We start from the raw sequence: 7470 nt of genomic DNA on the forward strand, positions 1-7470 counted from the left end.
CGCGACATCATGCTCAAGGTTGCTTTATCTGAAAACGATTTGAATGTGCCAACCATCACCAAAATTTTCGCCAACGCCAACTGGTATGAGCGTGAAACCTGGGAGATGTTTGGCATCACTTTCAATGGTCACCCGCACCTGACGCGCATCATGATGCCGCAGACGTGGGAAGGCCATCCGCTGCGTAAAGATTACCCGGCGCGTGCCACCGAGTTCGATCCCTTCGAACTGACCAAGCAGAAAGAAGATCTGGAAATGGAGGCGCTGACCTTTAAGCCTGAAGATTGGGGCATGAAGCGCAGTACCACCAATGAGGACTTCATGTTCCTCAACCTCGGTCCAAACCACCCCTCTGCGCACGGTGCTTTCCGTATCATTCTGCAGTTGGATGGTGAAGAGATCGTCGATTGCGTTCCCGATGTCGGCTACCACCATCGTGGTGCTGAGAAGATGGGCGAGCGCCAATCCTGGCACAGCTACATTCCGTATACCGACCGTATCGAATATCTTGGCGGCTGTGTAAACGAAATGCCGTACGTGCTGGCGGTGGAAAAACTGGCTGGCATCACCGTTCCGGATCGCGTCAATGTAATCCGTGTGATGCTTTCTGAGCTGTTCCGCATCAACAGCCATCTGCTCTATATCTCTACCTTTATTCAGGATGTCGGTGCGATGACGCCGGTGTTCTTTGCCTTTACCGACCGTCAGAAAATCTATGATGTGGTGGAAGCAATTACCGGTTTCCGTATGCACCCGGCGTGGTTCCGCATCGGCGGCGTAGCGCATGACCTGCCGAAAGGCTGGGAACGTCTGCTGCGCGATTTCCTCGACTGGATGCCGAAGCGTCTGAAAGAGTACGACAAAGCCGCACTGCGCAATACCGTGTTGATGGGCCGTTCGCAAGGCGTTGCGGCGTACAACATGGATGAAGCATTGGCGTGGGGCACCACCGGCGCAGGTTTGCGTGCCACCGGTTTAGATTTTGACGTGCGTAAATGGCGTCCGTATTCAGGCTACGAAAACTTCGATTTCGAGATTCCGGTTGGCGCTGGCATCAGTGATGCGTACACCCGTGTTCAGCTGAAAATGGAAGAGATGTGGCAGTCACTGCGCATTCTGGAACAGTGCCTGAACAACATGCCTGAAGGCCCGTTCAAAGCGGATCATCCGCTGACAACGCCGCCGCCGAAAGAGCGCACGCTGCAGCACATTGAAACCCTGATCACTCACTTCCTGCAGGTTTCGTGGGGCCCAATCATGCCGGCCAACGAATCCTTCCAGATGATTGAAGCGACTAAAGGGATCAACAGTTACTACCTGACCAGCGATGGCAGCACCATGAGCTATCGCACCCGCGTGCGTACGCCGAGCTTCCCGCACCTGCAGCAGATCCCATCGGTGATCCGCGGCAGCCTGGTATCCGACTTGATCGTTTACCTCGGTAGTATCGATTTTGTTATGTCAGACGTGGACCGCTAATTATGCACGATCAAAAAATTGCTATTCACACCATCGACCCTACAGAGGTCTTCGTGCTGAGCGAGGCCGAGCATCACGCTATCGAGCACGAGAAACACCATTACGAAGATGCACGCGCCGCTTCGATCGAAGCGTTGAAGATCGTGCAGAAACAGCGCGGTTGGGTGCCAGATGGCGCGATTAACGCCATCGCCGACGTTCTGGGCATTCCTGCCAGTGATGTTGAAGGTGTGGCGACGTTCTATAGCCAAATCTACCGCACGCCGGTTGGCCGTCACGTCATTCGCTACTGTGACAGCGTGGTGTGCCACATTACGGGTTATCAGGGGATTCAGGATGCGCTGGAGCAGAAGCTGAACATCAAGCCGGGCCAAACCACGGCGGATGGTCGCTTTACGCTGCTGCCCACTTGCTGCCTCGGTAACTGCGATAAAGGGCCAACCATGATGGTGGATGAAGATACCCACGTTCATCTGACGCCTGAAGGCATCGCTAACTTGCTGGAGCAGTATCAATGACCATTAAACAGATCATTCGTACTGCCGAAACGCATCCGCTGACCTGGCGTCTCCGTGACGACAAGCAGCCGATCTGGATCGATGAATATCGCAGTAAAAACGGTTATGTCGGCGCAGAAAAAGCGCTGAAAGATTTTAGCCAGGACGAAATCGTCGCGGCGGTCAAAGACTCCGGCCTGAAAGGTCGCGGTGGCGCGGGCTTTAACACCGGCCTGAAGTGGAGCCTGATGCCGAAAGACGAATCCATGAACATCCGTTACCTGCTGTGTAATGCCGATGAAATGGAGCCGGGCACGTATAAAGACCGCTTGCTGATGGAGCAACTGCCGCACCAGTTGGTGGAAGGTATGCTGATCAGTGCGTTCGCGCTGAAAGCTTATCGTGGCTATATCTTCTTGCGTGGTGAGTACATCGAAGCGGCCGTCAATCTGCGTCGCGCGATTGCCGAAGCCACTGAAGCCGGCTACCTCGGCAAGAATATTCTTGGTACCGGTTTTGATTTCGAGTTGATCGTCCACACCGGTGCAGGTCGTTATATCTGCGGCGAAGAGACTGCATTGATCAACTCGCTGGAAGGACGTCGTGCCAACCCACGTTCTAAGCCGCCATTCCCGGCCAGTGCTGGCGTGTGGGGCAAGCCGACCTGCGTTAACAACGTGGAAACGCTGTCGAACGTGCCTGCCATCTTCCTTAACGGCGTTGACTGGTACAAAAACATCTCTACCAGCGAAGACACCGGCACCAAAATGATGGGCTTTTCCGGTCGCGTGAAAAATCCTGGCGTCTGGGAATTGCCGTTCGGTACCACCGCGCGTGAAATCCTCGAGGATTACGCCGGCGGCATGCGCGATGGCTTGAAATTCAAAGCCTGGCAGCCAGGCGGCGCAGGAACTGACTTCCTCACCGATCAGCACCTCGATCTGCCGATGGAGTTTGCCAGCATTGGTAAAGCCGGCAGCCGTTTAGGTACGGCGCTGGCGATGGCGGTCGATCACGAAATCAACATGGTTTCGTTGGTGCGTAACCTGGAAGAGTTCTTTGCGCGCGAATCCTGCGGCTGGTGTACGCCGTGCCGCGATGGCTTGCCATGGAGCGTGAAGATCCTGCGTGCGCTGGAGCAGAAGAAAGGTCAGCCGGGTGATATCGAAACCCTGCAGCAACTCTGCCGTCAGCTTGGCCCAGGTAAAACCTTCTGTGCCCACGCACCGGGCGCCGTCGAGCCATTGCAGAGCGCGATTAAATATTTCCGTGAAGAGTTTGAAGCTGGCATTGCGCCGCAGGTGTTTGGCAATACCCGAGCCATCGGCGGTATTCAGCCGAACCTGCTGAAAGCGCGCTGGTAATCAGCCGACACGGAACTCACCTCACGCCGAAATGGCGTGGGGAAAGAATTAGATGTTTAACGCTCGTCCTAGGGCGAGCCTTACGGAAGCATGTTCACTATGGCTACAATCCATGTAGACGGTAAAGAATATGATGTGAACGGAGCGGACAACCTGCTGCAGGCGTGTCTCTCTCTGGGCCTTGATATTCCTTATTTTTGCTGGCATCCGGCGCTGGGAAGCGTAGGGGCCTGCCGCCAGTGCGCGGTGAAGCAATTCCAGAATGCCGAAGATACCCGCGGTCGCCTTGTCATGTCCTGCATGACTCCAGCGTCAGACGGCACCTTTATCTCCATCGACGATGGCGAAGCCAAAGAGTTTCGTGAAAGCGTGGTGGAATGGCTGATGACCAACCATCCTCACGACTGCCCGGTGTGCGAAGAGGGCGGTAACTGCCATCTGCAAGATATGACGGTAATGACCGGACACAGTTTCCGTCGTTATCGCTTCACTAAACGTACCCACCAGAATCAGGATCTCGGCCCGTTCATTTCGCATGAAATGAACCGCTGTATCGCCTGCTATCGCTGCGTGCGTTACTACAAAGATTATGCTGACGGCAAAGATCTCGGCGTCTATGGCGCTCACGACAACGTCTACTTTGGTCGTCCGGAAGATGGCACGCTGGAAAGCGAATTCTCCGGTAACCTGGTGGAAATCTGTCCGACAGGCGTATTCACCGATAAAACGCACTCCGAACGCTATAACCGTAAATGGGATATGCAGTTCGCGCCAAGCATCTGTCAGCAGTGCAGCGTGGGTTGTAACACCAGCCCAGGCGAGCGCTACGGCGAACTGCGTCGTATCGAAAACCGTTACAACGGCACCGTAAACCACTATTTCCTGTGCGATCGCGGTCGTTTCGGTTACGGCTACGTCAACCGCAAAGATCGTCCACGTCATCCGGTACAGCAACGCGGCAACGATTGGGTCAGCCTGAATGCTGAACAAGCGGTGAATGCGGCGGCGGATGTATTGCGCCGGGCGAAAAAAGTGATTGGTATTGGTTCCCCGCGCGCCAGCATTGAAAGCAACTTCGCGTTGCGTGAGCTGGTAGGCGCAGCCAACTTCTCAACCGGTATGCCAGCAGGTGAGCAGGCTCGCGTTGAACTGATGCTGAAAGTCCTGCAGGACGGCGGCATCTACACGCCATCACTGCGTGAAATTGAAAGCTACGATGCGGTGCTGGTGCTGGGTGAAGATTTGACTCAGGTTGGCGCACGCGTGGCGTTGTCTGTACGTCAGGCAGTAAAAGGCAAAGCACGTGAGATGGCAGCAGCGCAGAAAGTGGCTGACTGGCAGATCGCAGCAATCCTTAATATCGGTCAGCATGCCAAACATCCGCTGTTCGTCACCAACGTCGATGAAACCCGCCTGGATGATATCGCTGCATGGAGCTATCGCGCACCGGTGGAAGATCAGGCGCGTCTTGGCTTCGCGATTGCCAATGCGCTGGATGAAAGTGCGCCGGCAGTCAGCGACTTCGACAGCAAACTCAACGGCAAAGTTGATGTGGTGGTTCAGGCGTTAGCAGGTGCGAAAAAACCGCTGATTATCTCCGGAACCCATTCCGGTAGCATCGCGATGATTGAAGCCGCTGCTAACGTGGCGAAAGCCCTGAAAGCGCGCGGTGCCGATGTCGGTATTACCTTCCTTGCGGGCGCGGCGAACAGTTTTGGCCTCGGCCTGATGGGCGGTCAATCGCTGGATAGCGCGCTGGAACAACTGAGCAAAGGCGAAGCTGATGCGCTGGTGGTGCTGGAAAACGATCTCTATCGTCATGCACCTAAAGCCAACGTCGATGCGGCGCTGAATACTACCGCTAACGTGATTGTGGTTGATCATCAACGCACCGCCACGCTGGAAAAAGCCGGTTTAGTGCTCTCCACCGCCAGCTTCGCGGAAAGTGATGGCACCTCAATCAACCACGAAGGCCGCGCGCAGCGCTTCTTCCAGGTTTATGATCCCGCTTATTACGATGAGAGCGTAGTGATGCTGGAAAGCTGGCGCTGGTTGCGTTCGCTGCACAGCGCGGTTGAAAGCCGTCACATCGACTGGACTCAGCTGGATCACGTGATTGATGCCACCGTTGCGGCGCTGCCGCAGCTGAAAGGCATTAAGGATGCTGCGCCAGACGCCAGCTTCCGAATCCGCGGTCAAAAACTGGCACGATCACCGCACCGTAACAGTGGCCGTACAGCAATGCGCGCCAACATCAGCGTGCATGAACCGCGTCAGCCGCAAGATAAAGACACCATGTTTGCCTTCTCCATGGAAGGTAACAACCAACCAAGCGCACCGCGTTCGCAGATTCCATTTGCCTGGGCGCCAGGCTGGAACTCACCGCAAGCATGGAACAAGTTCCAGGCTGAAGTGGGCGGCAAACTGCGTCATGGCGATCCAGGCGTACGTCTGTTCGAAGCCAGCGATCGCTCGCTGCCGTGGTTTACCGCGATTCCGGAAAGCTTTGTTGAAGGCAGCCAGTGGCGCGTCGCACCTTACTATCAGCTGTTTGGTAGCGAGGAGATGACTCAGCGTTCAACCACCTTCAAGAAACGCATGTCACCAGCCACGCTAGTGATTAACCCGGCTGATGCTGAGAAACTGGGCGTCAATAACGGTGCTTCCGTTGAGCTGGTCTGTGCGGGCGAAACACTGCGCTTGCCGGTACGTTTCTCTGCGTCGTTGCAAGCAGGGCAGGTTGGTTTACCGCTCGGTATGCCGGGTGTGCCGCCGTTCCTCTCAGGTGCGCAAATTGACAAACTGCAGGAGGCCGCGCAATGAGTTGGCTGACACCGGACGTTATTGAAATCCTGATCAACATCGGCAAAGCGCTGGTCATCTTGTTGGTGGTAGTCGGTTGCGGTGCTTTCATGAGTTTTGCCGAGCGTCGTCTGCTCGGCCTGTGGCAGAACCGTTACGGACCGAACCGTGTTGGCTGGGGCGGCTCGTTGCAGCTGGCTGCCGACATGATCAAAATGTTCTTTAAAGAGGACTGGGTTCCACCGTTTACCGACCGCTTCATTTTTACGCTGGCACCGGTTATCGCCTTCGTATCGCTGCTGCTGGCCTTCGCCATTGTGCCGGTTTCGCCAACCTGGATGGTCACTGACCTGAACATCGGTCTGCTGTTCTTCCTGATGATGGCGGGTCTGGCGGTGTATGCCGTGCTGTTCGCTGGCTGGTCGAGTAACAACAAATACTCACTGTTGGGTGCGATGCGTGCATCGGCGCAGACGCTGAGCTACGAAGTGTTCCTTGGTCTGTCACTGATGGGCGTGGTGGCGCAAGCCGGCTCGTTCAATATGAATGCCATTGTCGAAAGCCAGGCGCATCTGTGGAACATCATTCCTCAGTTCTTCGGCTTCCTTACCTTCTGCATCGCGGGCGTAGCGGTATGTCACCGTCATCCGTTTGACCAACCAGAAGCGGAGCAGGAACTGGCGGACGGTTACCACATCGAATACGCCGGTATGAAGTTCGGCCTGTTCTTCGTCGGTGAATACGTGGCGATCACCACCGTTTCAGCGCTGATCGTGACGCTGTTCTTCGGTGGCTGGCACGGCCCGTTCCTGCCGCCATTCATCTGGTTCGCTCTGAAAACAGCGTTCTTTATGGTGATGTTTATCCTGATTCGTGCTGCGCTGCCGCGTCCACGCTATGACCAGGTGCTGTCGTTCGGCTGGAAAGTGTGTCTGCCGTTGACGCTGTTGAACCTGCTGGCGACCGCCGCAGTGATTCTGTACACCGCGCAGTAAGGGACATTGAGATGACTTTAAAAGATATTGTCGTTGGCTTCGGCACGACAGTGCGCAGTATCTGGATGATAGGCATGCATGCCTTCGCCAAGCGCGAAACCCAAATGTATCCGGAAGAGCCGGTTTACCTGCCGCCACGCTACCGTGGCCGTATCGTGCTGACGCGCGATCCGGACGGCGCAGAGCGTTGCGTTGCCTGTAACTTGTGTGCGGTAGCGTGTCCTGTCGGCTGTATCTCACTGCAGAAAGCCGAGACGCAAGATGGACGCTGGTATCCGGAATTCTTCCGCATCAACTTCTCACGCTGCATCTTCTGCGGCCTGTGTGAAGAGG

General features: G+C 55.7%; 6 protein-coding genes. All 6 read left to right on the top strand.

All coding sequences use genetic code 11. The features are described from left to right. Positions 1–1479 (top strand): NADH-quinone oxidoreductase subunit C/D (nuoC, locus tag RTM06_RS22270; RefSeq protein ID WP_312184736.1); only part of this gene is annotated, 1479 nt, incomplete at its 5' end. A gap of 2 nt (positions 1480–1481) precedes the next feature. Continuing rightward, the gene (gene nuoE, locus RTM06_RS22275) at positions 1482–1997 is read left to right on the top strand and encodes an NADH-quinone oxidoreductase subunit NuoE (protein WP_008105146.1); all 516 of its coding nucleotides are present in this window, start codon (positions 1482–1484) and stop codon (positions 1995–1997) included. A 2-nt stretch (positions 1998–1999) separates the two neighbouring features. Continuing rightward, on the top strand, positions 2000–3340 hold the full coding sequence (gene nuoF / locus RTM06_RS22280; RefSeq protein ID WP_176519213.1) for an NADH-quinone oxidoreductase subunit NuoF: 1341 nt from the start codon (positions 2000–2002) through the stop codon (positions 3338–3340). A gap of 99 nt (positions 3341–3439) precedes the next feature. Next, positions 3440–6163, top strand: coding sequence for an NADH-quinone oxidoreductase subunit NuoG (gene nuoG, locus RTM06_RS22285; RefSeq protein WP_312184737.1), 2724 nt, complete (start codon positions 3440–3442; stop codon positions 6161–6163). Then, positions 6160–7137, top strand: coding sequence for an NADH-quinone oxidoreductase subunit NuoH (gene nuoH, locus RTM06_RS22290; RefSeq protein ID WP_008105140.1), 978 nt, complete (start codon positions 6160–6162; stop codon positions 7135–7137). Before nuoG ends, nuoH begins: the two co-directional genes overlap by 4 nt. 11 nt (positions 7138–7148) lie before the next feature. Then, positions 7149–7470: NADH-quinone oxidoreductase subunit NuoI (gene nuoI / locus RTM06_RS22295; RefSeq protein ID WP_312184738.1), on the top strand; the 322-nt coding region annotated here is incomplete at its 3' end.

Source organism: Pantoea sp. CTOTU46764 (genome assembly GCF_031974595.1).
Lineage (GTDB): Bacteria > Pseudomonadota > Gammaproteobacteria > Enterobacterales > Enterobacteriaceae > Pantoea > Pantoea trifolii.